The sequence below is a fragment of the Streptomyces sp. NPDC006430 genome (genome assembly GCF_040612395.1).
Lineage (GTDB): Bacteria > Actinomycetota > Actinomycetes > Streptomycetales > Streptomycetaceae > Streptomyces.
The window spans coordinates 1-1,616 of the sequence record NZ_JBEXQA010000110.1 but is presented as its reverse complement, the minus strand read 5'-3'; the positions used below and the strand labels follow the sequence as shown (position 1 = coordinate 1,616).

General features: G+C 67.9%; 1 protein-coding gene. It reads right to left on the bottom strand.

Annotated elements, in window-relative coordinates:
• The coding region (locus ABZZ20_RS36820; protein ID WP_356877418.1) for a condensation domain-containing protein at nucleotides 1-1,595 on the bottom strand (1,595 nt) is incomplete at its 3' end.
• Between the last annotated feature and the right edge of the window lie 21 nt (nucleotides 1,596-1,616).

The following is a 1,616-nucleotide window of genomic DNA, read 5'->3' as shown; positions in this document are numbered from 1 at the left end:
TCCACCCCGCCACGCGCCTGCACAACGAAGTCACGGAACGGCAACGCCTCCGGCAGCTCCGCGCCCCGCCCCGCAACGAACTCCTCCACCTCACCAAGCAAGAGTTCAAGACCCATGTGGTCACGAACCATGTGGTGTGCCCTTACCAGGGCGAGCCACCGGCCGGAATCCGGCTCGGCGGCGATATGGAGTCCGATCAGGGGTGCCCGGTCCAGGTCCATCGACAGGCCACCGGAAGTAAGGAGCTGCCCTACCGACTCGACGCCGAGTGGGTCGAGTGCGACCTCTTCGACAGGGAGTTGGGCGTGTCGCCACACCACTTGCACCGGCTCGCGCAGACCCTCCCACACAATCCCGGTCCGGTAGATGTCATGCCGGTCCACGACCCGCTGCAACGCATCGACAAACGCATCCAGCCGTACCCGCGAGTCGAACTCCACCACGACCGGGCTCACATACGCGTCCTCGCCACCGTCGGCGAGGAGGTGGTGGAAGAGCAGACCTTCCTGCAGGGGGGCCAGCGGATAGACATCGGCGACGTTGGCCGCGCCGCCGTCCACGGTCGCAACGATCCGCTCGATCTCCTCGGCGGTCAGGTCGACCAACGGGAGCATGTCGGGCGTGATCGCCCGCGCGCCCTCCGGAATGGCATTCGGCGGAACGACAACGCTCTCCGCGCCGGACGCCTCAGCCGCAATACCGGCCACCGTCGGAGTCTGGAACAGCGCCCGCACCGAGACGGACACGCCGCGGCTGCGCAGGTTCTCGACCAGCCGGATCGCGAGGAGGGAGTGACCACCCAGAGCAAAGAAGCTGTCATCGACACCGACACTGTCCACGCCGAGGACCTCGGCGAACACGGCGCACAGAATCTCCTCGCGGGCCGTCACCGGGCCACGACCAGAACCAGTGGCGTATTCCGGTGCCGGCAGGGCCTTGCGATCCAGCTTCCCGTTCGGCGTCAGCGGCAGCGCCTCAAGCACCACCACCGCCGACGGCACCATGTGATCCGGCAGCCGCCCAGCGGCAAACTCCCGTACAGACGAGGGCAGATCGCCGCTGCCGACATGGCCCGGAACGACATAGGCAACCAGACGCTTGTCACCCGGAACGTCCTCACGGGCGGCCACCGCCGCCTGAGCCACCGAGGGATGCGCGGCAACGACGGCCTGCACCTCACCCGGCTCGATGCGGAATCCACGGATCTTGACCTGCTCATCCGCCCGGCCCAGATACTCCAGCCGGCCCTCGGCGTTCCAGCGGGCAAGGTCGCCGGTGCGGTACAGCCGCTGACCGGCCGTACCGAACGGGCTGGCCACGAACCGCTCCGCCGTCAGACCAGCCCGGCCCACATAACCACGCGCCAGACCCGCACCCGCCACATACAGCTCACCAACCACACCCGGCGCCACCGGAGACAGCCACTGATCGAGCACGTACACACGGGTGTTGGAGATCGGCGAGCCAATGGGGGCTACACCGCCGGACGCTTGCTCGGGCGTCAGAAGCGTCGTGGTCACACCGATCGTGGTCTCGGTAGGGCCGTAGTGGTTGAACACGGCACGCTCGCCCGCGACCGACACCAGTTCTCGCACCCAGGCGGGAGAGGCCGCTTC